Genomic DNA, 23,352 nt, shown 5'->3' with positions numbered 1-23,352 from the left:
ACCTCTCCCCATTCCCTATTCAGGCCTTGGCCTTCTTCTCGTTGATCAGCGGCAGATGGCCGTGTTCTTTCTTGAAAGCCAGTGCTGCCAAGATGATTTCCCGGGCCAGCACGCTGTGTTGCGCCTTGAGTTCCAGGGCGTATCCCTTCAGCTCGTTGAAGTCTTCGTCATCCAGACGGACCTTGACCTGGTGGTCGTGGCGGTGGGATTTGTCGTCATAGGCCATCGGTATTCCCCTGGCTGCTACGGTGTGGTCTGGATGAGCGCTTGCTAGTTACTCTTCAGGGCCTGCTCAGGCCCTACGGTGAAATGGCATCACCGCCCCCCGCGGACTCCGGGGCTTTGTTCGGTTGGCCAGTTCTTTCCGGATCAGCTCTGCCGCAAGGGCGTCGGGTGTTACTCCCCGTTTTTCCGCCTCTCTCTCCAGCTGCTCCATCAATCCCTGGTCCAGCCCGACTTTTTCAGTCGGCATGAGGCCTCCTTCGGGCCTTCAGGCCACGTGCTGATCGCCGGTATTCTCCGAAGCCAGTGCAGCCAGCTGCGCCTCGAGCAGCTCGCGGCACAGAACTGCACGCTGTGTGCGATGAAACTTGGCCAAGGCCTGGATCAGTTCAAACGTGTCCTCGTCGACCCGGACCTTGATCTCGCGGTCATGCAGGTGCTTGGGGTTTGCGTACATGCGGGGATTGCTCCTTGGTTGCTCGAAAGGGTTAGGCGGCGGATTTGGTGGGTGCTGTTTCTGCAAGCAGATGAGATGCCTTGAAAGGCTTGCCGCAGGCTTTCGCCATGGCCGAGATCTTTTCTGCGTACTTGGTTTCGCCGGTGTATTCGGTGCGCGGGAGGCAGCCGGCTGTGAGCCACTTGTAAACGGCTCGCGGCGTCTTCCCGCAAGCGAGAGCAACGGCGGCAACTCCGCCCGCATCATCGATTGCCTTCTTGAGTGCCTGCATATGGGCCTCCAATGGAAATATGAACTGCAAGTACATATTATGTCGGAACTGAAAGTACATGCAAGCGCATGCGATATTGAACCTATGGTTCAGATAGAAGAAATCCGCAGATCATTTGTTTCCCGTTTAAAGGAAGCTCTCGCCGCAGAAGGGATTCCAGAGTGGGGAGCAGGTGTTCGCCTGGCAAAGATGGCCAAGGTCACGCCGAAAGCTTGCAGCAAGTGGCTCAATGGCGAGTCGATGCCGGGTGGCACGAAGATGTTAGCCCTGGCTGGCGCCCTCTCTGTCCGGGTCGAGTGGCTGGAGTACGGTCGCGGAGAGATGCGGGAGGCTGTCACCGCACAGCCTGTTGATCACCGTATTCCCCCGCGCGAATTCAACTTGCAAGACGATAAATCCTATACAGGGGTCCTGCAGCTTACTGCTCGCGGGTCTACCGGCAGCGACGATGATAATTCACATGTCGAGATTCGCGGCGTTCTTGCATTCAAGACAGAGTGGTTACGAGCAAATCGACTCAACACAAAGCACCTAGATGTCATCTACGCCGACGGCCATAGCATGGAACCAACCATCAATGGTGGTGACGTGCTGCTAATTGATGAATCAAAGATTGAGCCTCGAGATGGACAGATTTTCGCGCTGCAAAGCAATTCAAAGGGCACAATCGTAAAGCGCTTAGTGAGGTCAGATTTCAACGGCTGGATCATCCGAAGTGATAACCCAGACAAGGCAAAATACGGCGATCAGATCCTTAGTGATGAGGAAATCAACGAGGTCCGGATCATTGGGCGCGTGGTTTGGCGTGGTGGAATGCTCTAGTCAATTAATAAGCTGATATGGATGATGCGAGGATGAGGAGGCTAACCTAGGCAAGGAATCTCTTCCTCTTTGCAGTGCAATGGGCCATTGTACTGTCTGGACTGAAATACAAACAAAGGGAGTTGTTATGGCAAAACAGCCTGTTCCCCAAAAAAGGCAAAAGGAGATCCCTTCGCCTGATGGAGAGCCAGTATCGAATTCCTCTGAAGAAATTTTGGGGAGGATGATCAATAAGATTGGCGCAGAAAAAGATGCAGACGTGTATCTATTCGGAGGGCCTCTTGAGAGGTCATACGAAAATGCGATGCTTATGCTTATTCAGCATAAAAAGAATAGGAAGAAGAATGCAGTTCTGCATCTAGATACATATGGCGGTCACGCCGATGCTGCTTACAAGATTGCGAAGGCCTTTAAGCGTAACTACGATCGCCTGACCGTGATGGTCTTCTCGGACTGCAAGAGCGCAGGAACCCTGCTCTGCTTGGGGGCCGATGAGCTAGTGATGTCAGATCTGGCTGAATTAGGACCGCTTGATGTGCAGATCCCCAAAGAAGGGGAATTTAGCGGGCGACGGTCAGGGCTGGATATCACTGACACGCTGGTTGCATTGCAAAGTGAATCAATCCGCCTCATGCGCCAGCATTTCATAGATTTGCGCCTTGGGTTCAACCAGCAGATATCAACAAGGGATGCGCTTGATAATGCAGCAAAAATCGTGTGCGGGTTGCTTGCACCTGTCTACTCGCAAATAAACCCGCTAAGCCTTGGTGAATCTGCTCGCTCTAACTCCATCGCATTCCACTATGGACAGAGGTTATCCAAAGGCAACCTCCACCCAGGAGCACTGAACAAGCTGATCAGTGGCTATCCTTCCCATGGATTTGTAATTGACCGTGAGGAGGCCAATGAGCTATTCATTTCAGCTCGCCCACCTTCTCCATCTGAAGAACTATTGATGCTTTTGGTGCTCCAAAAATATGAGCAGCTGGCATCTCGTCGCAGACCCTTGATTTTGTGTCTATCCGACGACTATCCTTCGCCGCAATCGAAGCAGGAGAAAGAAAATGTCAAGTCTGAGCAGGTCTCAGGTATCAAGCCTTCTGTCCAGCAACCAGAAAATCGCGATGAGCCAGGCGGTGACCGAGCTGGCAGCGACATCACAAATGATGGCGGAGCTGATGGAGACCGAAATGGAGGTTCGCAGCCAGATGCTGGAGTTCCTGGAGCAAAGGGCGGAAACATTACTGCCTCTGGAGCTAAAAAAACGCCAACTCGAGTGCGTAAGATAAAGTCTACGCCGCCTCCGCAATGAGAGCCCATAAGCCCAGCCTAGTGCTGGGCTTTTTGTTTCTGCCATCCCCACTTCAACTGCCGGCCCTGACCTGGCGCCGATCCTCCACCTGACTTAATCAGTCCAAGCCATAAGAGCCTGCCATTGAGCGGGCTTTTTTATGGCCGCAAGAAATATGTACTTTTGGTACTTGACCAATATGAACCTTTGGTACATATTTCACCTCGCCGAGTCACCCAACAGGGACTCGCCAGGGCCTCAAGAGACCCGCCGCTCTTTAGCGACACCCCTTGCCGGATCACCACCGGCCCAGCTTCAAAGGCAGCGATGAACCGGCCTCAACGGTTCAGAGGGTTGGCAACTGACCCGGGCGTGCAGCGTAAAGCGCCAAGAAGAGTTATCCAGCGGGAGAACAAGCCGAAAGGCCCGCGGCTGGAGGAACAACTTGAGATAGGCCGGTGACCGACGCCAGAAGCGGGTCACGGCGGAAAGCATCACTGAGCAGCCTTCTCGCGAGGGTTGCTTGGGATGACAACCACTTGGAAATAAATTGCATGGCCAAGTCTTTCAAGCAAATGATCAAGGACGGGGATCTGAAACGTGCCGACGCAATGAAGGCGCGCCTGGAGGATCTCTACGAAGAACCCGGCTTCAACCTTCGAGCCGAAGGCGAAGAGCTGGAAGAGAGTATTGATGCGCTGGCCGAGTTCATCTTCGCCGGCGGCCAGATCCCGGCATTGGAGGTACGACCTCGAGCTGAAGGTGGAATGTGGGTTGTCGATGGCCACCGCCGTCGCCGCGCCTACTTGAAGCTCGACCAAGCGGGACGACTTCCAAGGGTGCCGAGCAAAGATGACCCAAAGCGCTTAGAGGCCTGGATCTCGATTGTCCCCTTCGAGGGTAACGACGCCGAACGTGTCGCCAGGGTCATCACCAGCCAGGAAGGAAAGAAGCTCTCTCCTCTTGAGCTTGCGGACGGGTACAAACGACTCACAGCGTTCGACTGGACGCCTGATCAGATCGCAAAAAAGGTCGGCAAGACCCGTCAGCACGTTGAGCAGGTGATGACGCTCGGTAATGCCAACACCGACGTTCAGCAACTGGTCGCCTCAGGACAGGTCTCTGCGACAACGGCCGTTCAAGTCGTCCGCCAGCATGGCGAAAAAGCAGGCAAAGTCCTCGGTGGCGAGCTGCAAAAGGCCAAGACCACCGGCAAGACAAAGGTGACAGCAGGGTCAATGCGTGGCCCGACGACGCCACGCCAGCGACTCGAGGCGGTACGAACTGCAGCACAAGAGCTCGTAACAGCACTGCCTGAGGGCTTCTTGGATCCATCAGCGTCAGAGCTTAGCGTGCCCGCAGATCTTCTCCTGAAGCTACAGCAGGCGGTCATTGCGGCCAGCCAGACAGCCTAGCAATTCAATTGCGAGGCAGAGCCATAAACATCACGTCAGCCTGACGAAAACTGCCGGCGAAGCATGGCCAGCTTGTAGAAATTGGCCCGCGCCGCGATCAGTGCCCGCACATGCGGCCCGATCACCTCGAAAGAGGCTGCATCGGAGTGTGATCTGGAAAGGTGACTCCATACCGGGCTCAGTTTGTCGCTGAGCTGAGGCCTTGAGCCGGAACAGAATGGGCGTCCTTGCGATGACAAGCGCAGATCACACCCCGATACGGACAACCGTTGGCTTCAAAGAGCTTCAAAAGTCCATTTTGCTATTTCTGGATCGCTCGGTCGAACCGTTAGGTTCAAAATGATATCGGTCTTCGAGCCAGTCGGTGCGATGGCTGGCATACAGAAAACCGGGCCATAGATGCAAGGGCAGTCGGCCAAACGCAGTGTATTAGCTAGTGGTGCGAATAGGGCGTTGAGCTTTTGCTTCAACATTTCCTGCACAGCATCAACATCAAGATCCGGATCTACACGCTTCGCATCATGAAGCAATTGGGCGGTCGCCCTCAGATTTCCCTTATCGATAAAAAACTTGTACATCGCAGTGTTCCTCTTGATGGATTTTGGATCCTATTTGACCAGCTCAAATGATGCCATATTGACATCAAAGCTTCACAGATAATTCCCTTCCTCTCCGACACCACCCGCATGCACTCCCCTCCGCGCCCATCGGCAACCAGCGGAATGGATGAGTGCATCCGAGTTTTGTTGGTCCAGCCCCCTGGAGACGATCATGTCAGCACTACGCAAGGCACAGCTCGAGCACGACAACCGGATGCCACCACCAGTGAGCGAAGAAGACCTCGCTGAAACGGAATGGCTGGAAGCAAACACCGAGCGTCTGTTGATGGGCTACCGGATCTCTTGGGGCTATCACCCTTCAGAGCGTGGCGAGGTCACCCAGGCCGACTTTGCAAAGGCGGTTCAGGATCACCTGAACCAGCGCCAGATCGACGGTGAAGACCAGCAAGACGCCTTCGGGCAGTTGGTGATCAACGCCATGGGCTTTCGCAGTTCCGGCCTGCTGATGGACCTGGCGGTCTACCTGCTCGGTAAGAAAACAGCGCTGAAAGACATTGCGCTCGAGCTGCTGAAGCCACATGCCGAGAAGGCCGTCGCCCTTGACCAGGAGCAAGCGCGGGTTGAACAGGAGTGCGGATTTTGAGCCCGCACATCCTCATCGACCAAGCGCTGGAGGGAGTCAGTGATCCCACCAGCCAGGCCGACATGAGCGTTCTGGTTCAACAGTTGATCACCCGCCTCTACACCGACGAGCTGATCACCACCGAAGAATTCAGCCACTACTGCAAACGCCTGCTGAACATCTGCCAGCAGCGAAAGGAGGCAGCATGACCACTTCCCCAGTCAAATCGCTCATCGACGAGCAATTGGAAGACATTACCGCTCACAACCTGCGTGATGCATACAGCCTGGCCGAGCGCCGGGGCTTCTACGGGCCGCCAGTTGAGCAGTATGCGGAGCCAGGTTACCGCGGCCGTGTGCTGCAGGTTCTCCGCTATCGCGTGGCCCAGCTGGAGCGGCGGCAATGAGCGGCGCCGGCGCACACAAGCGCGGCCAGCAACTGGCGATCCGCTGCGCGAAACTCCGTCGCGAAGGCCTTTCCCTTTCCGAAGTCGCCCAGGTCACCGGCATCAAGAAGGAGCAGGCCAACGCCAAGATCGTCCTGGGTGAACGGCTTCTGTCCCTGGTCGAGTCGTGATCGTCCTCCTTTACTGGCGTAGCTCCTTCCCTGCCCTTGCCCTCTGCACTGCCGCAATGCTGATCAGCGCCCTCGCCGATCACCTCACCCAATAACCCACATCTTTCAAAGCTGCGCACCTGCGCGGCGGGAGATAGTCATGCCTGCACCCAACCTCGCTCTATGGGAAGAAGTCGAAAAGACCGATCCCAAGTTCACCAGGGAATACACCGGCCTTGGTGGATTCACCGGTACCGCGGTGAATGCTCAGTACCTGGCTAAGCGCGCGACCGAGCAGTTCGGCCCCTGCGGCACTGGCTGGGGTTACGACGTGATTGAGGAGCGCTTCGACGTCGGCGGTCCTCTGCTCGGCAAGGAAGGAAATGTGCTGGCTCACGCCCAGGTGCACACACTCAAAGTTGCCCTGTGGTACCTGGGCGGCGATGGCGAGCGCAAGACCATCACCCACTACGGGCACACTCCATTCATCACACAAAACAAATTCGGAAGCATCAGCACCGACTTCGATGCACCGAAGAAGTCTCTCACCGACGCTATCGGCAAATGCCTGAGTCAGCTCGGCTTCTCCGCGGACGTTCGCCTGGGCCTCTATGACGACATCCACTACGTCAACGAACGACTCGGCGAGGCCGCGATCGAGCGGGCCGAGGACAAGATCGAAACGAAGGAGCGCCAGGCCGCCGAGTACCGCGAATGGCTGGCCGAAACACTCCATCTGATCGCTACCGCGCAGTCTCTCAACGAGCTGCAGCAGCTCTACAAATCGGCCATGCGAAAGCTGGATCTCCGCAAGAATGATCCGGAGTGTGACGGCCACAAACTCAAATTCACCCGCGCCAAAGATGCCCGCAAGGCTGACCTTGAAGATGCCCAGGAGAGTGCCGCATGACCCGACTCTATGCATTGACCGGCCAGATGGCCGAACTCGCCGCCATGGCGGATACCGACGACGAAGGGCTGCGCCAGGCCATCCAGGACACCATGGACGGTATCAAGGGGGAGTTCGAAGTGAAGGCCGACAGCATCGTCATGCTGCGCCAGAACATCGAAGGCGATATCGACGCCATCGACAAGGAAGTCGATCGCCTGAACGAGCTCAAGCGGGTCAAGAAGAACACCGTGGGCCAACTCGGCGACTTCCTGCGCCGGAACATGGAGGCTGCAGATATCAAGTCGATCAAGCGCCCGCTGTTCACCATCACTCTTGCTCTTTCGCCTGAGAAGGTCATCGTCGACAACGAACAAGCCGTGCCTGACGAATTTGTCACGCTGAAGAGCGTGATCACCCCAGACAAGAAAACCATCGCCGTTAAACTCAAGGAAATCCGTGATCACAACAATGCAGTGCGCAAGCGCATCGAAGCTGGTGAAGACGCGGAGCATGAACTTCTTCCGGAGCCCGCCTGGGCGCATCTTGAGCGCGGCGAAAGCTCGATCCGGATCAAGTGAAGGAAGCGGCGTGAGACGAACCATCAACCAGGCGGCCACGCGCCGCAGACAGACCTGGCTGGGCCTGCCGGCCAGCGGAATTGAAGAGGTGGCTATGGCCAAGACTGGAAAAGAACGATCGGCCAAAGCAGCGCTGAAGCGGATCGAGTTCGACGAGAAGGAGTTGCGGCACCGGCTACGGCTGGGTACTCGGCAGATGCTTGATGAGTTGATGGCCTGGAACAATATCGAAGAAATCAGCGAGGCGGTGCAGAACCTGATCATCAACGCTCACGCGCTCGGGCCGACCCTCTCATTTCAAGCGATTGAAAGTCCGCGCCACAAAGTGCAGATAAGCGAAAACGTGGCGCGTATGTTCCGGGATGAGAGTTTGGCCGAGTTAAAACGTGACCTAGGTGACGAAATTATTCACCCCGGACTGATTTCGACACAGATATCCGCCGACTAAAGGGCGGGTAGACAGAAGTGCTGTCTTCCACCTCATAAGTAGCGACTATTTCGCCAGCTGCGTTAAGTTCTTCGTAGTGATAAATATCAGTGTCTTCGCCCCGCCGAGCCCCCCTAGCCTCCATCCCTGTAGCAACGAGCCGGTGACCATCTGGAATCGGCATTTTGTTGAAGTGCGCTTCCATCGTACCTCCAGTATCCGGCCCCATGCCGGTCACCCGTAATACCCCATTCAAAACCAAATTGCCACCATGCCGTCGGACGGTTTGACTGCTCTTTACATTAAACCGGAGCCTCTTACTGGAGACCCGAGAGCAACACCATCCCATAGAGGGTGATGAAACTCAGGCCCGCTGGCTCCAAGCTCTGAAATATCATGACAAATTTGATAACGAGCACCGTCAGCGGAAATCAACTCAACGCTAACTAGTTCATATGCATTAAAGACATAGTCGAAATCTCTGGGCAGCTTAAAGTCAACGGGGTGATCTATATTAATTGGCAGAATCTGCCCTGGATCGAGCAGGCAGGACTCCATCTCAGAAGTATATATAATTGTGAACGAATGACTTGACCGCATGTGCCCGCGCTTGTCAGGCCCTCTGAGAATTTCGATAGACTTTACATATAGTGCCTGTTTACCGGTATTACTTAAGGTATATCTGAGGTTCCGCATCTCAGGGCTAATAAGACGCTCCTTAGGTATATCGTAAATATTGTCTCCAAACTGCAGCAAAACTGATGCAGGTGTAAATGTCCTTTCGAGAAGGATCAACATCGCACTGGAAGGTTTGTGTAATTGAGAAAAGTACAGCGCTGCGAATGATACTAGCAAGGCCCCGCCTGAAAGAGCCAAAGTCATTAGGTCTTTCGTTTCCATCTATCAGCTCCATCTGCAGCCCAAAATAGTTATCACACCCGATTCCAAGCCAAATTGCCACCATGCCGCCGCCAGCACGGAGGGCGGCGCATGCATGGAGAAAGCCATGAGCAATTTCAACTGCGCCTACGTGCGCAACCACTACGGTGTGCCGACTGAGGTCGGGCGCCGCGTGATCGCCAACGGTGAGCCGGGTGTGATCATGGCTGACCGCGGCCATTACATCGGCGTCATCCTCGACAGCGACCCGAAGAAGCGCATCCGGAACTACCACCCGACCTGGGAGATGCAGTACGGCGACATGGCCGAAGAGCTACCGCTCAAGCAGTGGGAAGTGCTCATCGATGGTATGTACGACTGGGATGACGTGCGGTACATGCTTGGCGATGCGCACCACTGTGTGCGGCGCGTATGGGCTGCCACTCGCAGCCAGGCCAAGTACCGGGCCTACCAAGAACTGGACGAGTGCTTCGAAGACGCCACAGCCATGCTCACCTTCAAGGTCCGCGCGGCAGCCTGAGCCTCCTGCTCTGCCCAACAGCTCCTTCCCCACATCAACGAATCACGTCACCGAGGCTGGCCAGGCCATGGAGGATTTCCCATGCAAGCAGTCATCTATGCGGGCCTGCGTAATGGCGCCCGCGACCAGCAGATCCACGACGCCTTGACCTACAAGCACGTTGCTGAGGTCGCCCAGGACTTCAAGCTCTCCCCGAACACGATCCGAGCGGCGTCGAAGCGCATAGCCAATGCAACGGTGTACGAGCTGAGCCTATTGGGGGGGGTAGCCCAATGCCGATTGGTAGAGTCGCCGCAGACTGCTTCCGCAAGGCTGCACTCGGTGCATACCGCAGCTACCACGGCACCTTTCGCAACCTTGAGCTGCCTTGCTGGGTGATCACCGACGGCACGCAGCGCATCGAAGTGGTGGAGCTTCGGAGGATCGATACTGGCGAAGTCTCGCCGTAGTCCAGCCCCCCACCCAACCTTAACGACTCACGCCAGCCGGTGAAGAAAACCTTTATCCATGCGATATATTCTGCCACTTCAGTTGCGGCGCAACCTCGGCGATCACGACTAACCTCCCGACAAAATTTGCTCGGGAGATTAGTAGAGTTGAGCGATTATCTAAACATGATTCAGCTCCGGATATATACCCGAGGCCCAATCAAAATTAATTTGATGCTCGCCAAAGAAAACCTTAGTCTGGCGCCAGTGATTGTCCGCAGACATTAGATATTTTAATAAGTAGGAATCCCAGAATTCGTCCACAGATTCGACACCAGCTGCGCAGGCCATACCAGCAAGTGTAACAAGCCTATCGCACAAAAAATCCGCTAGCTTTGCATACCAGTCGCCCTTCAGGGGATCAACGGTTTCAGACGTAAACTCCGTTCCCCCCTCATGAAATATCTCACAACGGTACACATACATTTCCTCTATTGTTTTCTTCCATTTTTTTGACTCTGGATTAGGGTTTGCCGAAGAAAACCCCTGAAGCGCTTGGTTTTTGTAAATGATAGTAGAGTAATATTTTGATGGAGCACCTATTAATAACGGAATCCGCTTATTTGCTCCAGGTCCATCTTTCTCACCTTTGGGGAGCATAGACTCGAGGCCTACCCACGAGAAAGCAAAACGATGGACGATATTAGCTGTCCTCTGAGACTCTCGATCCCAAGACATACACTTGCTCAGTGCTTTCCCCAACGGGGTCAAATTATTTTTCAGAGAGTCGTGCAGAAATTTATCCCAGTAACATACTTCAGGGGCGTATCGAAAACCTGGCCCCATTGCGGTGTTGCTTGCCTCAATCGCTTCCCACTTACCTCTATGGCAAACAGCCCCAACGGCCACGCCTTGCCTTCTATTCCAACTAATTAGACGCGCCCGGGACATAACTAGTTTTTTATTTAATACAGCTAGTGCAAGATCAGCAATCATTAACGCATCTTTCACGCCTTGCTCGTCAACACTAGGAACTGGTATTAGCAATACCTTTATATAGTCTAGAGTCAGGGGTCTATGATCAGCAATCCCGAAGGACACAAATGATTTGGCAACCGCAGACACAATATGCGAAGAGCCGCACTCTGGATTCTTTGAATCCTGAAGCAGGAACATGTCTGGCCCCAATCCCAACCCCATAGGGGGGATACTTAGAACACCAGTTACTGCAAACGCAACCCATTTTTCCGATGAATTTAAATCAATCCTAATCATTACAAATCCCTTAACGCACAGGCGCACGCAAACATCAGCAGCGTCTTCTGAAGTGAACGTTAAATCAATATACGAACAACAGCAATCGACCTGTTCGCCGGCCTCGGCGGATGGAGCACTGGCGCGCTACATCACCAGTATTAACGCGGCGCTGCCTGCAATCGCCATCTGGCAGCTTGGAGCAGTGGAGCATTGAATAGAGAAGCGAACTCGGGTCTGAGCATGATAGCCTCCACTGTCAGATGCTCCCTTCCTTCTCGCAGTAATTTCTTGAACCCATCTTGAAAATCTGGGGACTGAACCAGCTTTATCGACGCTTCAACAGGATGCTGCGCACGGTTCATGGCTTCCCACTTAGTTGGGTGATATCCGAACTCGTGGCACTCACGGATTGCTTCGAAAATAGCCTCAGCAAAGGCTGCCCTTGTCTGCTCCACACAACACTCCTTGTTTCCATGGGCGGCACATTGCCTCCCTCAGCCCTCTGAATACCTCAAATCATCTATTCACGCCACTTCGGCGAGGACCCCCATGTCTGCATTTCAGAAAAAGAACCCGCTCGACTTCAAAACCCAGTACGGCCTTGGCCTCGATCCGCAAGACGATGAGATCGTTGTCGACTTCTTCTGCGGTGGTGGCGGCGCCGGTACCGGCCTGGAAATGGGCCTGGGCCGCGCGGTGAACGTCGCGAAGAACCACAGCCCTGCAGCGATCAGCATGCACACCGTCAATCACCCCGGTGCAGTGCCCTTCACCACAGACGTTTTCGACGGTGACCCAGATGCCGAGTGCGGCGGCAAAGCCGTTGGCTGGTTCCACATGTCGCCGGACTGCACCCACCACAGCCAGGCTGCCGGCGGTCAGCCGCGCAAGCGCGAGATCCGGAACCTGTCGTGGATCGGTCTGAAGTGGGCCGGCAAGAAAAAGCCCCGCGTCATCAGCTTGGAGAACGTGAAGCAGATCCTTCAGTGGGGGCCGCTGATAGCCAAGCGCTGCAAGGCTACCGGCCGCGTGGTGAAGCTCGGCGGCGGAGTAGCAGCCCCCGGTGAGGTTGTACCGGTCCACCAGCAGTTCCTGGTGCCCGACCCAAAACGCCGTGGCCAGACCTGGGCCGTTTTCGTCGCCGAGCTGCAGCGTCTGGGCTACGTCGTTGAATGGCGGGTGCTGAAGGCCTGTGACTACGGCGCGCCGACCAGCCGGGAGCGCCTGTTCATGATCGCTCGATGTGACGACCAGCCAATCGTCTGGCCCGAGCCGACCCACGCCAAGAATCCGACCAAGGGCCAAAAGAAGTGGCGCACCGCAGCCGAGTGCATCGACTGGACTATCCCGAGCAAAAGCATCTTCAACAGGCCGAAGCCACTGGCACCGGCCACCCTACGCCGGATCGCGAAGGGTATGAAGAAATTCATCATCGATGCCGCTGACCCGTTCATCGTGCCGATTGCGAACTGGTCCGGTGACAGCGTGCAGTCAGCACATGAGCCGCTGCGCACCGTGACTTCCTGGCCCCGCGGCGGATCGTTCGCCATGGCCAGCCCGATCATCGCGCCGGCTACGCACCAGGGCGGCGACCGGATCAACGACCCAGCAGCCCCGCTGCCGACCGTCACCTGCGCGAATCGCGGTGAGCTAACGCTGATCAGCCCGACCCTGATCCAGACCGGATATGGCGAGCGCGCCGGACAGGAACCTCGAGTGCCCGGCCTTGACCAGCCTTTGGGCACTGTCGTTGCCGGCGGTGTAAAACACGCCCTCGCCGGCGCAGTGCTGGTAGGTGCCGGTGGCCCCGAATACTCCGGCAAGCCTGCAGCTGTCGACCAGCCGGCCGGGACGTTGATGACTCAGAACCACCGCGCGATCGCGGCGGCGCACCTGGTCAAGTTCCGGTTTGTGGATGAAGGCAAGGCGCTTGACGATCCACTGCCAACCGTCACCAGCGGCGGGAACTACCAGCGCCCGGCCGGCGCCGAGCACGCCATGGGCATCTCGACAGTGTTCATGGCCCAGATGAACGGAGGTTTCAACACCACTGCGGCCAAGAGCATCGAGGACCCGATGACTACTGTAACCAACACCGGCAGCCAGCAGCAGTTGGTGACGGCAAACCTGGTGCACCTGCGCGGAAACTGCGATGCGCGAGACGCCGGGGACCCGCTGCACACCATCAGCGCCGGCGGCACTCACCACGGCCTGATGACAGCCTTCATGGAGCGCCAGTTTGGCGCAAGTGTCGGCCAAGCCGTGGACGAACCAGCCCTCACCATCACAGCAGGAGGCGGTGGCAAAAGCTCGCTGGTCGAGCTGCAGCTATCGCCAGAGGTCGAGGCCGGCGCCCTACGCGTCGCAGCCTTTCTGATCAGCTACTACGGCACCGAGAACATCAGCGGAACCGACGCACCTGCGCCGACCATCACCACCAGGGACCGCCTCGGCCTCGTCACCGTGACCATAAAGGGCACCCCTTACGTGATCGTCGATATCTGCCTGCGAATGCTGCAGCCGTCCGAACTGTACAAGGCCCAGGGTTTCCCGGCCGATTACATCATCGACCGCGGCGCCGACGGTAAGCCGTTCACCAAAACCCAGCAGGTTCACATGTGCGGCAACAGCGTCAGCCCACCGCCGATGGCCGCACTGGCCCGGGCGAATGATCCATGGAGGGTAAACCAGCGCGAAGCGGTGGCCGCATGAGGCCCCACCACAACGTCTACACTAGGCCGGTCGGCAACGGAATCGCTACACTTTAATCAATATCATTGTCGTGCAGAAATTTAGCGACTTGCTTCGCCGAATTACTTCCGGAGTGATCAGACGTAACAATAATGAAGTTGCGGTTTAGCCTCCGCTGTAAGAAATCGAGTTCTTCAGGGAGGCTATCACCAACAAACATCATGAATCTAATCCCCAAAAGCTCGAACTGTATACCGTTGATGCTTGGAAGAGCCATTAGTGCTGGTAGCGACATAATCCCGTTCATTTCTGGCTGCGTGTTAACGTCCGCCACTAACAAGAAACCCTCTATGTACCCATGCGGATTCAAGAGAAACCTCTTCAGCTTTTCTAACTGCGCCCCAGTGCAAGCCCCCTTACAGCTTTTTATGCCCGGCGCCGGGACCGGCCATTCTAGGGCGCGCCAGAATACGCTGACTGCGAAGTAGTAAAGAGCCAAACTCAACTCTTCGGGAAGTTGGTTGGGAACAAACAGGAGTCTGCGAACGCTCATTTCTACGGGACGAATAGTCATAAGATGCTCAAGCAGAGGAAATTCATGATGGGTACCCCAATGCTTGGCAACGATTGCTTCTCCATGTTTGGAAAAAAGATGCTCGCATTTTGAACATAGGAAATGAGCATCCACCTGCTTATCAGTCCTCCCAAATCTGCCCGACTGCATGTCTATCCTCAGAGGTGATTTCCCACCTTCTGAGGGCAGATCTCTAACTTGCTTGTAGGCTGATTTAGGGAGCAGGTGACTTTTTTTTAAGATCCCTGCCTGTCCGCACAAACCGCATATCCCATTACGCATTTGCTTTTCCCTTGAGCGACACTCTACTGCAACAAACATTGACAGGTTCACGGGCATCGAGATTAGCGCATCCAAGATGCCGAACAGTCATCGAGTATCAAATTCATTTTCTGGAGTGCATCCGTACTCCATCCCGCAGTAACTCCCTCCCCCTTCAAAGTCAGCCGCTATAGCGGCAAGGACGAAGTCATGCCTGAAGAAACTGTTTTGATCCAGCCGCTGCCGGTCGAGCGCGATATCGACGGCTGGTGGTCTCACCCAAATTACCTATCGGAGTTCGATGACGAGATCACCGAAGCACAGTTCCAGGAGTGGTGCCTGCGCCACCAGGTGGAAACCAAAATCACCTACATGGAAAGCGACGTTCCCGCCGATGTGTTCGATACATACATGGATGACGGTCAGTGCGATTGCTCGGCATGGGAGATCCAGCATCCAGACGAACCGGGCTGGTTCATCCTGTCGATTCATGACGCGGAAGATGGTCCGGTCTGCGTGTGGGGTCGTCGAGCGGCGCCCGTGCCGAAGCTGCCAGGCGCGAAGGTGGCGCCATGATCCTTCCCATCCTCTACATGGCCTGGCTGATCTACACGGGGCCGAAGCGATGAGCGAATACCAGCTCTATCATGGCGACTGCCTCGAGCAGTTGCTGCAGATGCCAGACAACAGCGTTGATAGCATCGTAACCGACCCGCCCTACGGCCTGTCATTCATGGGGAAAAAATGGGACCACGACGTTCCGTCGGTCGAGGTATGGGCTGAGTGCCTGCGCGTTCTCAAGCCGGGCGGTCACCTGCTGGCCTTCGCCGGTACCCGCACTCAGCACCGTATGGCTGTGCGGATCGAGGACGCCGGCTTCGAGATCCGCGACATGATCGCCTGGGCTTATGGTTCTGGCTTCCCGAAGTCGCACAACCTCGAGGGCGAGCATGAAGGATGGGGCACAGCGCTGAAACCGGCATTGGAGCCGATCACCGTGGCGCGCAAGCCGTTCACCGGAACTGTCGCAGATAATGTCCAAGCTCACGGTACCGGGGCGCTGAACATCGACATGTGTCGAGTCATGCCGACAGGTGAGCGGCTGGGCGGCGGCGATGAGTGCGGTAAGTCGGGTAAGCCAGAAGGTTGGGCCCGGCCGTGGATGGATGATCCTTCCCATGTCGCAGCACATAACGCCAAGGTAACAGCGAACGTCGAAAAGGCCTCACAGCTTGGGCGCTGGCCCGCAAACCTGATCCATGACGGAAGTCCTGAGGTGCTAGCGGCATTCCCTGATGCCCCAGGCCAACTGGCCGCTGTAAGCACCAGCGACACACAGCGAGCCGGTCAAAACTGCTACGGCAACATGAAGCGGGGCCGCGGCAAAGAGGCCAGTGCAAATAGCGATAATTCTGGCGTCGTCGGCTTTCAGATGAAACCCGGGGCCCGGCGACTGGATTCTGGCAGCGCCGCCCGCTTCTTCTACTGCGCCAAGACCAGTCGCGCCGATCGCCATGAAGGTCTGGCCAATCCCGGCCCGCAGTTCACCACCGGCACCACCCTGCGCAAAGTCGAGAACGTCGGTACCAGCGGAAACAACCACCCAACGGTGAAGCCGACAGACCTGATGGCCTACCTGCTACGCCTTGTCACACCGCCAGGCGGTACCGTGCTTGACCCGTACATGGGCAGCGGCAGCACTGGGAAGGCGGCGATGCGCGAGGGCTTCCGCTTCATCGGCATCGAGCGAGACCAAGACGAGCACGGAAACTGTCTCGGTTATATAGCGATCGCCCGTGCACGAATCGAGCATGAGCGAAACAAATCGAAGCAGTTGAACTTGGAGGAGTTCGCCACAGCCCACCGGAAAGTCGACGGATAGCCAGGACAACGGACTGGGCGAACGACTCAACGATAGCCGCGCGCAACGCCGGTAACTATCAGAGCTTTCCAAAATGCCCGCGCCCGAAATCTGAATTGGCGCTCGTCCCGGCCAGCACATTCGCCCCTTTACAAGTGCGCTGGGCCGGTCGAGCGGCGCAACTCTACAAACTGTCGCGACAACTGTCCCGAACACAATTCTGAATAAACCTGAAGCCTGCTGACCGCGGGCGAGGACACCCCATGGCAAATGCCACAGCAGCCAAAGCCACCAGTATTCAGCCGCGCTTCATTCGCTTCGGTGATGCGCCTGGCTACCTCGGTATGTGCAATGACGAATTCAACAAAACTGTTAGGCCAAATGTCCGGGAATTCCCGATAGGGAAACAAGGAGTCGCCTTCGACCGGCACGAACTGGACGAGTGGGCCGACGCCTACATCGCGGCCAAGGCAATTGAAAAAGCCGCCAAACAGGACAACAATCGGCCTCGCAGCGAGCGCCAAGGAGCAACACAATGGCGCGAAAAACGATCTCCGGTCTCTACCAGAAAGGTGGCATCTGGCAAATCGACAAGGTCTTCCGTGGCGAGCGACTTCGAGAAAGCACTGGAACTGGTGACCGGCAAGAAGCAGAGCAGTATCTGATTCACAGGCTTGAAAAGTTACGCCAGGAGCGCGTTTACGGTGTTCGCCGTACACGCACCTGGGAGGAAGCAGCGACGCGATTCCTGCTTGAGTACAAGGACCAACCCTCAATCAAGCTTTCGGCACACCACCTCACGCACCTTCATCCCTATCTGAAGGATCTGCCGTTGACTCACATCGACGACCAGGCACTTGAGGAGTTTGTGGCTGATCGATTGAACGGGATGGTTCTACCGTGCGGTAAGCAGCTGAAGCCAGTTGCACCTCGTACAGTGAACATTTCCATTGAGCGGGTGATCCGGATTCTGTCGCTTTGCGCAAGAAAGTGGCGGGATGAAGAGCGCAGGCCCTGGCTCGACTCGGTTCCGATGCTGACAAAGCTCGATTTGAAGAAGAAGGTGCGGCTGCCCTACCCAATGACTTGGGACGAGCAGTCGATCCTCTTTGGAGAGCTGCCGACGCACCTGCAGAAGATGGCCCTGTTCAAGGTGAACACGGGTTGCCGGGAGCAGGAAGTCTGCAAGTTGAGATGGGATTGGGAAATCCAGGTACCGGAACTGGGGACCAGTGTTTTTCTGATCCCTTCCGACTTCGGCGGCCGTAACGAGCGATCCGGCGTGAAGAATGGCGACGAGCGCCTGGTGGTGCTCAATGCCGTGGCCAAGTCGGTTATCGACAAGCAGCGCGGACTGAGTAAAGAGTGGGTGTTTCCGTACAACGGCACAGCCATGCACAGGATGAATGACTCTGCATGGAAAAAAGCACGGGTGAGAGCGGCGAAACTCTGGCAGGAGGAAAACCTTCGCCCCGCTCACCCAGGGTACGCATCCATCAGGGTGCATGATTTGAAACACACGTTTGGTCGTCGCCTTCGGGCGGCAGGCGTAACCGAGGAAGATCGCAAGGCCTTACTCGGCCACAAGAACGGCAGCATCACCAGCCACTACTCCGGCGCGGAGCTTGAGAAGCTGATTGACGCTGCAAATAGGGTATCAGCCACGGACTCACGCGGGCCTGTACTGACGATTTTGAAGAGGAGGACAGGATGAAGTCCCGAAAATCTCCCCACAAATGAAAAAGCCCAACCTGTGAAGATTGGGCTAAGTCATTGAAAAATATGGTCGGGACGGAGTGATTCGAACACTCGACCCCTAGCACCCCATGCTAGTGCGCTACCGGACTGCGCTACGCCCCGACTAGGCGTGTTACTGAGTTAGCTTCTTAACGAAGCGTTCAAGAATATATCGCAAGCTTTTGAAATTTGGAAGTATTTTAAAGGCTGAAATTATTTCTTGAGTACTACCAGAACGTCCTCCAGTTCGGAGATCATCTGACGGATCAACTGCTTGTACTGGGTGGTGTCGTCTTTGGCTTCATCACCGGAAAGGCGCAGGCGCGCTCCACCGATGGTGAACCCCTGATCATACAGCAACGCGCGGATCTGCCGGATCATCAGCACATCCTGGCGCTGATAATACCGGCGATTTCCGCGGCGCTTGACGGGGTTGAGTTGAGGAAACTCCTGCTCCCAATAACGCAGCACATGCGGCTTGACCGCACAGAGCTCGCTGACTTCACCGATGGTGAAGTAGCGCTTGCCCGGAATGACCGGGAGCTCGTCGTTATGACTTGGTTCCAGCATAAGCCTCAACTCGGGCCTTCAACTTCTGCCCTGGACGAAAGGTGACCACACGGCGTGCCGTGATCGGGATTTCTTCACCCGTCTTCGGGTTGCGGCCAGGTCGCTGGCGTTTATCCCGAAGATCGAAGTTACCGAAACCGGACAGTTTGACCTGTTCGTTATCTTCGAGAGCGTGCCTGATTTCCTCAAAAAACAGCTCGACCAATTCCTTGGCCTCACGTTTATTCAGGCCCAGCTCTTCGTAGAGACGTTCGGCCATTTCAGCTTTCGTCAGAGCCCCCATACGTCACTTCCTTAACGTGGCGTTCAACCTTTGTTCGAGCGAGGTGAGGATATTTTGCGTCGTGGAGTTCACCTCATCGTCATTAAGAGTGCGCGATGGATGCTGCCAGGTCAAGCCAACTGCAAGGCTTTTTCTATGAGGATCAATGCCTTTACCCTGGTACACGTCAAACAACCTGAGGTCTGTCAGCCATTCACCTGCATTCTCACGGATTACATCCAGTACCGCACTGGCAGCAACATCTCGATCAGCCAGCAAGGCCAAGTCACGACGCACTTCAGGAAAGCGCGACAACTCACGGAATTCAGGCATTTTACCCGAGGCTACTTCGGCCAGAACCAGCTCGAAAACGAAGACTGGACGGTCGAGACCGAGGGTTTTCGACAACTCAGGGTGGATAGCGCCAATATAACCAACCAGACGACCTTCACGCTCGATGCGCGCGGTTTGACCCGGGTGCAACGCAGGGTGCTTGCCAGGCACGAAAGTGAACGCGTCGAGTGCACCGGCAAAACCCAGCACCGCTTCCACATCAGCCTTAACGTCGAAGAAGTCCACGACATCGCGGCCTTGTGCCCAGCCTTCCGGCAGACGAGTGCCGCATACCACACCGGCCAGCATCGGCTCTTGCTTCAAGCCTTCCAGTTGACCGACGAAACGCAGGCCGCTCTCAAACAGACGGACACGGTCCTGCTGGCGGTTCAGGTTGTGCTGAAGCGCCTTGACCAGCCCTGGCCACAGCGAGGAACGCATGGCAGCCATGTCGTTGGAAATCGGGTTGGCCAGCAACAGCGGCTCGACTCCCGGATTAAACAACTCGAACTGTTTCGGATCGATGAAGCTGTAAGTAATAGCTTCCTGATAACCGCGGGCCACCAGCAAACGACGCAGCTCAGGCAGATCGCTACGAGCTTCGGCCTTGGCTTGTGGAGCCAGGCGCGCCTGAGGGTAGCGAACCGGTAGGCGGTTGTAGCCGTACAAGCGAGCCAGTTCTTCGATCAGATCGACTTCCAGGCTGATGTCGAAGCGATGGCTTGGCACTTCAACGCGCCACTGCCCTGCTCCATCGGCGGAAATCTTCAGACCCAGAGCACCGAGCAGACGCTCGACTTCTGCCGCTTCGATTTCCATGCCCAGCATCTGGGTGATGCGCTCGGCACGCAAAGTGACCGGAGCGATCGAAGGCAGGTGCTGCTCGCTGACTGCTTCAATGATCGGGCCAGCTTCGCCACCAGTAATCTCCAGCAACAAGCCGGTGGCGCGCTCCATGGCTTCACGGGCCAATTGCCAGTCCACACCACGCTCGTAGCGATGCGAGGCGTCGGTGTGCAGGCCATAGGAACGGGCCTTACCAGCGACAGCGATCTGGTCGAAGAAGGCACTTTCCAGGAAAACGTCGCGGGTAGTTGCCGCTACACCGCTGTGCTCGCCGCCCATAACACCGGCAATCGCCAGGGCACGGGTATGGTCGGCGATAACCAGGGTATCGCTGCGCAGGGCCACTTCCTGGCCGTCGAGCAAGACCAGCTTCTCGCCCTCTTCGGCCATCCGCACACGGATGCCACCGTTGATTTCGGCGAGGTCGAAAGCATGCAGCGGTTGCCCCAGTTCCAGCATCACGTAGTTGGTGATGTCTACGGCCGCATCGATGCTGCGTACATCAGCGCGACGCAGACGCTCGACCATCCACAGCGGGGTCGGCTTGGACAGATCAACATTACAGATAACCCGGCCCAGATAACGCGGGCAAGCTGCGGGCGCCAGCACTTCAACCGGACGCACTTCATCGTGCGCAGGTGCCACGGATAGCACCACCGGACGGGCAACAGGCGCTGCGTAGAGCGCGCCGACTTCACGGGCGAGCCCCGCCAGCGACAGGCAGTCACCGCGGTTAGGAGTCAGGTCGACTTCAATGCTGGCATCGTCCAGTTCCAGGTACTCACGGAAATCCTTGCCTACCGGCGCATCGGCCGGCAATTCCATCAGACCGTCATTGCCCTCTCCCACCTGCAGTTCTGCCTGGGAGCACAGCATGCCGTTCGACTCGACACCGCGTAGCTTGGCCTTCTTGATCTTGAAGTCGCCAGGCAGCTCCGCGCCGATCATGGCGAAAGGGATCTTCAGGCCCGGACGCACGTTTGGCGCACCGCACACGACCTGGAAGGTTTCCGCACCATTGCTGACCTGGCAAACACGCAGTTTGTCAGCATCAGGGTGTTGCTCGGTGCTCAGCACCTCGCCCACCACCACGCCACTGAAAACACCGGCGGCCGGCGTTACGCTATCGACCTCAAGACCGGCCATCGACAGACGAGCAACCAGCTCGTCGCGACTTACCTGCGGGCTTACCCAGCCACGCAGCCATTGTTCACTGAATTTCATCCTGCTCTCCTGAAAGATTCGTTACGGGCGTGCGACCTAGCGAAATTGCGCGAGGAACCGCAAGTCGTTGTCGAAGAACAGGCGCAAGTCATTCACGCCGTAACGCAGCATGGCCAGACGCTCGGCGCCCATGCCGAAGGCAAAGCCCTGGAACTCTTCCGGATCGATCCCGGACATGCGCAGCACGTTCGGGTGAACCATGCCGCAGCCCATGACTTCCAGCCAACCGGTCTGCTTGCAGACACGGCAGCCCTTACCGCTGCACATCACACACTCCATGTCGACTTCGGCGGACGGCTCGGTGAACGGGAAGTACGAAGGACGGAAGCGCACCGCCAGTTCCTTTTCGAAGAACACCCGCAGGAACTCTTCGATGGTCCCTTTGAGGTCGGCGAAATTGATGTCGCGATCGACCAGCAGGCCTTCGACCTGGTGGAACATCGGCGAGTGGGTGATATCGGAGTCGCTACGGTACACACGGCCTGGGCAGACGATGCGGATCGGCGGCTGCTGCGATTCCATGGTGCGGACCTGTACCGGAGAGGTATGGGTGCGCAACAGCATGTTCGCATTGAAATAGAAGGTGTCATGCATCGAACGGGCCGGGTGGTGGCCTGGGATGTTGAGTGCCTCGAAGTTGTGATAGTCGTCTTCGACCTCAGGGCCTTCGGCGATGCCGTAGCCGATATGGGTGAAGAACTGTTCAATACGTTCCAGAGTCCGGGTCACAGGATGCAGACCGCCGGAGACCTGGCCACGGCCAGGCAGGGTCACATCGATGGACTCAGCGGACAGTTTGGCAGCCAGCTCGGCTTCTTCAAACAAAGCCTTACGCGTATTGAGAGCCTCTGTAACACGCTCCTTGGCAACGTTGATCAGGGCGCCGATCTGCGGGCGCTCCTCTGCCGGCAAATTCCCCAGGGTCTTCATCACCTGAGTCAATTCACCCTTCTTGCCAAGGTACTGAACCCGGATTTGCTCCAGGGCATTGATATCTTCAGCGCTTTGCACAGCCTCTAGTGCTTGAGAGACCAGCGCATCCAGGTTTTCCATGTACAGACTCCAGATACAAAATAGGGGAAGAGCTTGTAGGCTCTTCCCCTATTTATGACGTTTAACACCTGGGCCCACAGAGGTGAGCCCGGGTGACTGTCGGGGGTACTTAAGCCAGAGTGGCTTTAGCTTTCTCGACAATCGCAGCAAACGCCGCTTTTTCGTTCACTGCCAGATCAGCCAGAACCTTACGGTCGATCTCGATGGACGCTTTTTTCAGGCCGGCGATGAAACGGCTGTAGGACAGACCGTTGATACGAGCACCAGCGTTGATACGAGCGATCCACAGAGCGCGGAACTGACGTTTTTTCTGACGACGGTCGCGGTAGGCGTATTGGCCTGCCTTGATTACCGCTTGCTTGGCAACACGGAATACGCGGGAACGCGCGCCGTAGTAGCCTTTAGCAAGTTTCAGAATTTTTTTGTGACGTTTACGGGCAATGACGCCACGCTTTACACGAGCCATGAGTTACTTCCTCTATTCTTGATCCAAAAATTAACGAAGGCGCAGCATGCGCTCGACTTTTGCCACGTCAGACGGATGCAGCAAGCTGCTACCGCGCAGTTGACGCTTACGCTTGGTCGACATTTTGGTCAGGATGTGGCTCTTGAAAGCGTGCTTGTGCTTGATACCGTTAGCAGTTTTCAGAAACCGCTTAGCAGCACCACTTTTGGTTTTCATCTTTGGCATGTTCGGATACTCCGCATTCAGTTGATAAACAT

31 protein-coding genes and 1 tRNA gene are annotated in these 23,352 nt (G+C 56.3%); 18 read left to right on the top strand and 14 right to left on the bottom strand.

The genetic code is table 11. From position 1 onward, the window contains the following. Positions 1-19 precede the first annotated feature (19 nt). The 3 genes from C4K27_RS10685 to C4K27_RS10670 form a co-directional block, all read right to left on the bottom strand. The gene (locus C4K27_RS10685) at positions 20-226 is read right to left on the bottom strand and encodes a hypothetical protein (RefSeq protein WP_053260382.1); all 207 of its coding nucleotides are present in this window, start codon (positions 224-226) and stop codon (positions 20-22) included. Positions 227-490: 264 nt separating this feature from the next. Beyond that, complete coding sequence (locus C4K27_RS10675) at positions 491-679, bottom strand: hypothetical protein (protein WP_027919780.1); 189 nt, start codon at positions 677-679, stop codon at positions 491-493. A 31-nt stretch (positions 680-710) separates the two neighbouring features. Continuing rightward, positions 711-950: a hypothetical protein gene (locus C4K27_RS10670; RefSeq protein WP_053260606.1), complete on the bottom strand. Its 240-nt coding sequence runs from the start codon at positions 948-950 to the stop codon at positions 711-713. A gap of 39 nt (positions 951-989) precedes the next feature. Here C4K27_RS10670 and C4K27_RS10665 point away from each other — a divergent pair, with 39 nt between their 5' ends. The 3 genes from C4K27_RS10665 (at position 990) to C4K27_RS10655 (ending at position 4,478) form a co-directional block, all read left to right on the top strand. Continuing rightward, positions 990-1,772: a S24 family peptidase gene (locus tag C4K27_RS10665; RefSeq protein WP_394325637.1), complete on the top strand. Its 783-nt coding sequence runs from the start codon at positions 990-992 to the stop codon at positions 1,770-1,772. Positions 1,773-1,899: 127 nt separating this feature from the next. Then, positions 1,900-3,084 (top strand): SDH family Clp fold serine proteinase, encoded by a 1,185-nt coding sequence (locus tag C4K27_RS10660; RefSeq protein ID WP_162235123.1) that lies wholly within the window; start codon positions 1,900-1,902, stop codon positions 3,082-3,084. A gap of 533 nt (positions 3,085-3,617) precedes the next feature. Continuing rightward, positions 3,618-4,478, top strand: a complete 861-nt coding sequence (locus tag C4K27_RS10655) for a ParB/RepB/Spo0J family partition protein (RefSeq protein WP_053260378.1) — start codon at positions 3,618-3,620, stop codon at positions 4,476-4,478. A 275-nt stretch (positions 4,479-4,753) separates the two neighbouring features. Here the strand turns inward: C4K27_RS10655 and C4K27_RS10650 are convergent, their stop codons facing one another. Beyond that, positions 4,754-5,056 carry a hypothetical protein gene (locus C4K27_RS10650; protein ID WP_053260377.1) on the bottom strand — a complete coding sequence of 101 codons (303 nt, stop codon included), beginning with the start codon at positions 5,054-5,056 and terminating at the stop codon, positions 4,754-4,756. A gap of 193 nt (positions 5,057-5,249) precedes the next feature. On the opposite strand from C4K27_RS10650, the gene C4K27_RS10645 reads away from it, so the two are divergent. The 7 genes from C4K27_RS10645 to C4K27_RS10620 all read left to right on the top strand — a co-directional run bounded on the left by C4K27_RS10645 (position 5,250) and on the right by C4K27_RS10620 (position 8,133). Continuing rightward, positions 5,250-5,681 (top strand): hypothetical protein, encoded by a 432-nt coding sequence (locus C4K27_RS10645; protein ID WP_053260376.1) that lies wholly within the window; start codon positions 5,250-5,252, stop codon positions 5,679-5,681. Continuing rightward, positions 5,678-5,869 (top strand): hypothetical protein, encoded by a 192-nt coding sequence (locus C4K27_RS10640; protein ID WP_053260375.1) that lies wholly within the window; start codon positions 5,678-5,680, stop codon positions 5,867-5,869. Before C4K27_RS10645 ends, C4K27_RS10640 begins: the two co-directional genes overlap by 4 nt. Beyond that, on the top strand, positions 5,866-6,066 hold the full coding sequence (locus tag C4K27_RS10635) for a hypothetical protein (RefSeq protein ID WP_053260374.1): 201 nt from the start codon (positions 5,866-5,868) through the stop codon (positions 6,064-6,066). Before C4K27_RS10640 ends, C4K27_RS10635 begins: the two co-directional genes overlap by 4 nt. Continuing rightward, positions 6,063-6,236, top strand: a complete 174-nt coding sequence (locus C4K27_RS31190; RefSeq protein ID WP_164523763.1) for a hypothetical protein — start codon at positions 6,063-6,065, stop codon at positions 6,234-6,236. Before C4K27_RS10635 ends, C4K27_RS31190 begins: the two co-directional genes overlap by 4 nt. A gap of 139 nt (positions 6,237-6,375) precedes the next feature. Then, a complete protein-coding gene (locus C4K27_RS10630; protein ID WP_053260373.1) occupies positions 6,376-7,125 on the top strand; it encodes a hypothetical protein in 750 nt (249 codons plus the stop codon). Beyond that, complete coding sequence (locus C4K27_RS10625; RefSeq protein WP_053260372.1) at positions 7,122-7,685, top strand: siphovirus Gp157 family protein; 564 nt, start codon at positions 7,122-7,124, stop codon at positions 7,683-7,685. The genes C4K27_RS10630 and C4K27_RS10625 overlap by 4 nt, the downstream gene beginning before the upstream one ends. Positions 7,686-7,695: 10 nt before the next feature. After that, the gene (locus C4K27_RS10620; RefSeq protein WP_394325636.1) at positions 7,696-8,133 is read left to right on the top strand and encodes a hypothetical protein; all 438 of its coding nucleotides are present in this window, start codon (positions 7,696-7,698) and stop codon (positions 8,131-8,133) included. A 276-nt stretch (positions 8,134-8,409) separates the two neighbouring features. Here C4K27_RS10620 and C4K27_RS10615 read toward each other — a convergent pair whose 3' ends face one another. Continuing rightward, positions 8,410-9,012, bottom strand: a complete 603-nt coding sequence (locus tag C4K27_RS10615) for a hypothetical protein (RefSeq protein ID WP_125738004.1) — start codon at positions 9,010-9,012, stop codon at positions 8,410-8,412. A 106-nt stretch (positions 9,013-9,118) separates the two neighbouring features. On the opposite strand from C4K27_RS10615, the gene C4K27_RS10610 reads away from it, so the two are divergent. Beyond that, on the top strand, positions 9,119-9,532 hold the full coding sequence (locus tag C4K27_RS10610) for a hypothetical protein (RefSeq protein WP_053260371.1): 414 nt from the start codon (positions 9,119-9,121) through the stop codon (positions 9,530-9,532). Between the two features lie 81 nt (positions 9,533-9,613). After that, positions 9,614-9,910 (top strand): hypothetical protein, encoded by a 297-nt coding sequence (locus C4K27_RS10605; RefSeq protein ID WP_125738002.1) that lies wholly within the window; start codon positions 9,614-9,616, stop codon positions 9,908-9,910. 230 nt (positions 9,911-10,140) lie between these two features. On the opposite strand, the gene C4K27_RS10600 is transcribed toward C4K27_RS10605, so the two are convergent. Then, on the bottom strand, positions 10,141-11,136 hold the full coding sequence (locus C4K27_RS10600) for a hypothetical protein (RefSeq protein ID WP_125738000.1): 996 nt from the start codon (positions 11,134-11,136) through the stop codon (positions 10,141-10,143). Here C4K27_RS10600 and C4K27_RS10595 point away from each other — a divergent pair. Continuing rightward, positions 11,135-11,431, top strand: coding sequence for a hypothetical protein (locus tag C4K27_RS10595; RefSeq protein WP_125737998.1), 297 nt, complete (start codon positions 11,135-11,137; stop codon positions 11,429-11,431). The genes C4K27_RS10600 and C4K27_RS10595 overlap by 2 nt on opposite strands. Before the next feature lie 335 nt (positions 11,432-11,766). Beyond that, on the top strand, positions 11,767-13,929 hold the full coding sequence (locus C4K27_RS10590; protein WP_053260367.1) for a DNA cytosine methyltransferase: 2,163 nt from the start codon (positions 11,767-11,769) through the stop codon (positions 13,927-13,929). Between the two features lie 52 nt (positions 13,930-13,981). Here C4K27_RS10590 and C4K27_RS10585 read toward each other — a convergent pair whose 3' ends face one another. Next, positions 13,982-14,764 (bottom strand): hypothetical protein, encoded by a 783-nt coding sequence (locus tag C4K27_RS10585; RefSeq protein WP_125737996.1) that lies wholly within the window; start codon positions 14,762-14,764, stop codon positions 13,982-13,984. Between the two features lie 189 nt (positions 14,765-14,953). Between C4K27_RS10585 and C4K27_RS10580 the strand changes: the two genes are divergently transcribed. From C4K27_RS10580 to C4K27_RS10570, 4 genes are all read left to right on the top strand, one after another. After that, positions 14,954-15,319, top strand: a complete 366-nt coding sequence (locus tag C4K27_RS10580) for a hypothetical protein (protein WP_053260365.1) — start codon at positions 14,954-14,956, stop codon at positions 15,317-15,319. Positions 15,320-15,368: 49 nt separating this feature from the next. Next, complete coding sequence (locus tag C4K27_RS10575; RefSeq protein ID WP_053260364.1) at positions 15,369-16,625, top strand: DNA-methyltransferase; 1,257 nt, start codon at positions 15,369-15,371, stop codon at positions 16,623-16,625. 242 nt (positions 16,626-16,867) lie between these two features. Then, a complete protein-coding gene (locus C4K27_RS31425) occupies positions 16,868-17,269 on the top strand; it encodes a hypothetical protein (RefSeq protein WP_242627812.1) in 402 nt (133 codons plus the stop codon). Next, positions 17,155-18,318, top strand: coding sequence for a tyrosine-type recombinase/integrase (locus C4K27_RS10570; RefSeq protein WP_242627814.1), 1,164 nt, complete (start codon positions 17,155-17,157; stop codon positions 18,316-18,318). The genes C4K27_RS31425 and C4K27_RS10570 overlap by 115 nt, the downstream gene beginning before the upstream one ends. Positions 18,319-18,387: 69 nt before the next feature. On the opposite strand, the gene C4K27_RS10565 is transcribed toward C4K27_RS10570, so the two are convergent. The 7 genes from C4K27_RS10565 to rpmI all read right to left on the bottom strand — a co-directional run bounded on the left by C4K27_RS10565 (position 18,388) and on the right by rpmI (position 23,320). Next, positions 18,388-18,464: transfer RNA gene (locus tag C4K27_RS10565), tRNA-Pro, on the bottom strand. Between the two features lie 90 nt (positions 18,465-18,554). Beyond that, positions 18,555-18,911: a MerR family transcriptional regulator gene (locus C4K27_RS10560; RefSeq protein WP_007920509.1), complete on the bottom strand. Its 357-nt coding sequence runs from the start codon at positions 18,909-18,911 to the stop codon at positions 18,555-18,557. After that, entirely contained in the window at positions 18,892-19,194 is a 303-nt protein-coding gene (gene ihfA, locus C4K27_RS10555; RefSeq protein ID WP_002553164.1) for an integration host factor subunit alpha, read from the bottom strand. The genes C4K27_RS10560 and ihfA overlap by 20 nt, the downstream gene beginning before the upstream one ends. Before the next feature lie 3 nt (positions 19,195-19,197). Beyond that, the gene (gene pheT / locus C4K27_RS10550; RefSeq protein WP_053260362.1) at positions 19,198-21,576 is read right to left on the bottom strand and encodes a phenylalanine--tRNA ligase subunit beta; all 2,379 of its coding nucleotides are present in this window, start codon (positions 21,574-21,576) and stop codon (positions 19,198-19,200) included. 36 nt (positions 21,577-21,612) lie between these two features. Further along, a complete protein-coding gene (pheS, locus tag C4K27_RS10545) occupies positions 21,613-22,629 on the bottom strand; it encodes a phenylalanine--tRNA ligase subunit alpha (protein ID WP_053260361.1) in 1,017 nt (338 codons plus the stop codon). A 109-nt stretch (positions 22,630-22,738) separates the two neighbouring features. Next, a complete protein-coding gene (rplT, locus tag C4K27_RS10540; protein ID WP_007905879.1) occupies positions 22,739-23,095 on the bottom strand; it encodes a 50S ribosomal protein L20 in 357 nt (118 codons plus the stop codon). Positions 23,096-23,125: 30 nt separating this feature from the next. Next, on the bottom strand, positions 23,126-23,320 hold the full coding sequence (gene rpmI / locus C4K27_RS10535; protein ID WP_002553160.1) for a 50S ribosomal protein L35: 195 nt from the start codon (positions 23,318-23,320) through the stop codon (positions 23,126-23,128). Positions 23,321-23,352: the final 32 nt, after the last annotated feature.

This window comes from Pseudomonas chlororaphis subsp. chlororaphis, assembly GCF_003945765.1.
GTDB classification, from domain to species: Bacteria; Pseudomonadota; Gammaproteobacteria; order Pseudomonadales; family Pseudomonadaceae; genus Aquipseudomonas; species Aquipseudomonas chlororaphis.
Note: the sequence above shows the minus strand (reverse complement) of the source record. Positions and strands in the feature narration are given on the sequence as shown.

Excerpts from the sequence above, each read along its gene's own strand:
- C4K27_RS10685 (WP_053260382.1), bottom strand. The coding sequence starts at position 226 with ATGGCCTATGACGACAAATCCCACCGCCACGACCACCAGGTCAAGGTC.
- C4K27_RS10675 (WP_027919780.1), bottom strand. The coding sequence starts at position 679 with ATGTACGCAAACCCCAAGCACCTGCATGACCGCGAGATCAAGGTCCGG.
- C4K27_RS10670 (WP_053260606.1), bottom strand. The coding sequence starts at position 950 with ATGCAGGCACTCAAGAAGGCAATCGATGATGCGGGCGGAGTTGCCGCC.
- C4K27_RS10665 (WP_394325637.1), top strand. The coding sequence starts at position 990 with ATGTCGGAACTGAAAGTACATGCAAGCGCATGCGATATTGAACCTATG.
- C4K27_RS10660 (WP_162235123.1), top strand. The coding sequence starts at position 1,900 with ATGGCAAAACAGCCTGTTCCCCAAAAAAGGCAAAAGGAGATCCCTTCG.
- C4K27_RS10655 (WP_053260378.1), top strand. The coding sequence starts at position 3,618 with ATGGCCAAGTCTTTCAAGCAAATGATCAAGGACGGGGATCTGAAACGT.
- C4K27_RS10650 (WP_053260377.1), bottom strand. The coding sequence starts at position 5,056 with ATGTACAAGTTTTTTATCGATAAGGGAAATCTGAGGGCGACCGCCCAA.
- C4K27_RS10645 (WP_053260376.1), top strand. The coding sequence starts at position 5,250 with ATGTCAGCACTACGCAAGGCACAGCTCGAGCACGACAACCGGATGCCA.
- C4K27_RS10635 (WP_053260374.1), top strand. The coding sequence starts at position 5,866 with ATGACCACTTCCCCAGTCAAATCGCTCATCGACGAGCAATTGGAAGAC.
- C4K27_RS31190 (WP_164523763.1), top strand. The coding sequence starts at position 6,063 with ATGAGCGGCGCCGGCGCACACAAGCGCGGCCAGCAACTGGCGATCCGC.
- C4K27_RS10630 (WP_053260373.1), top strand. The coding sequence starts at position 6,376 with ATGCCTGCACCCAACCTCGCTCTATGGGAAGAAGTCGAAAAGACCGAT.
- C4K27_RS10625 (WP_053260372.1), top strand. The coding sequence starts at position 7,122 with ATGACCCGACTCTATGCATTGACCGGCCAGATGGCCGAACTCGCCGCC.
- C4K27_RS10615 (WP_125738004.1), bottom strand. The coding sequence starts at position 9,012 with ATGGAAACGAAAGACCTAATGACTTTGGCTCTTTCAGGCGGGGCCTTG.
- C4K27_RS10610 (WP_053260371.1), top strand. The coding sequence starts at position 9,119 with ATGAGCAATTTCAACTGCGCCTACGTGCGCAACCACTACGGTGTGCCG.
- C4K27_RS10605 (WP_125738002.1), top strand. The coding sequence starts at position 9,614 with ATGCAAGCAGTCATCTATGCGGGCCTGCGTAATGGCGCCCGCGACCAG.
- C4K27_RS10595 (WP_125737998.1), top strand. The coding sequence starts at position 11,135 with ATGTCTGGCCCCAATCCCAACCCCATAGGGGGGATACTTAGAACACCA.
- C4K27_RS10600 (WP_125738000.1), bottom strand. The coding sequence starts at position 11,136 with ATGTTCCTGCTTCAGGATTCAAAGAATCCAGAGTGCGGCTCTTCGCAT.
- C4K27_RS10590 (WP_053260367.1), top strand. The coding sequence starts at position 11,767 with ATGTCTGCATTTCAGAAAAAGAACCCGCTCGACTTCAAAACCCAGTAC.
- C4K27_RS10585 (WP_125737996.1), bottom strand. The coding sequence starts at position 14,764 with ATGCGTAATGGGATATGCGGTTTGTGCGGACAGGCAGGGATCTTAAAA.
- C4K27_RS10580 (WP_053260365.1), top strand. The coding sequence starts at position 14,954 with ATGCCTGAAGAAACTGTTTTGATCCAGCCGCTGCCGGTCGAGCGCGAT.
- C4K27_RS10575 (WP_053260364.1), top strand. The coding sequence starts at position 15,369 with ATGAGCGAATACCAGCTCTATCATGGCGACTGCCTCGAGCAGTTGCTG.
- C4K27_RS31425 (WP_242627812.1), top strand. The coding sequence starts at position 16,868 with ATGGCAAATGCCACAGCAGCCAAAGCCACCAGTATTCAGCCGCGCTTC.
- C4K27_RS10560 (WP_007920509.1), bottom strand. The coding sequence starts at position 18,911 with ATGCTGGAACCAAGTCATAACGACGAGCTCCCGGTCATTCCGGGCAAG.
- ihfA (WP_002553164.1), bottom strand. The coding sequence starts at position 19,194 with ATGGGGGCTCTGACGAAAGCTGAAATGGCCGAACGTCTCTACGAAGAG.
- pheT (WP_053260362.1), bottom strand. The coding sequence starts at position 21,576 with ATGAAATTCAGTGAACAATGGCTGCGTGGCTGGGTAAGCCCGCAGGTA.
- pheS (WP_053260361.1), bottom strand. The coding sequence starts at position 22,629 with ATGGAAAACCTGGATGCGCTGGTCTCTCAAGCACTAGAGGCTGTGCAA.
- rplT (WP_007905879.1), bottom strand. The coding sequence starts at position 23,095 with ATGGCTCGTGTAAAGCGTGGCGTCATTGCCCGTAAACGTCACAAAAAA.
- rpmI (WP_002553160.1), bottom strand. The coding sequence starts at position 23,320 with ATGCCAAAGATGAAAACCAAAAGTGGTGCTGCTAAGCGGTTTCTGAAA.